Consider the following 232-nt stretch of genomic DNA (forward strand, 5'->3'; position numbering starts at 1 on the left):
CGATCCCCTGCTTTCCCCCGTAGGGCGTATGCGGTATTAGCTACGCTTTCGCGTAGTTATCCCCCGCTACTAGGCACGTTCCGATACATTACTCACCCGTTCGCCACTCGCCACCAGACCGAAGTCCGTGCTGCCGTTCGACTTGCATGTGTAAGGCATCCCGCTAGCGTTCAATCTGAGCCAGGATCAAACTCTTCAGTTTAATCTCTGTATTTGTTTCGTATTCTTGGTC

General features: G+C 52.6%; 1 rRNA gene. It reads right to left on the bottom strand.

The window, feature by feature from the left end:
- Positions 1 to 202, bottom strand: a 16S ribosomal RNA gene (locus tag AC6CIE_RS27830); the annotation flags it as partial.
- Positions 203 to 232 lie beyond the last annotated feature (30 nt).

The organism is Achromobacter sp. GQ309 (genome assembly GCF_059759315.1).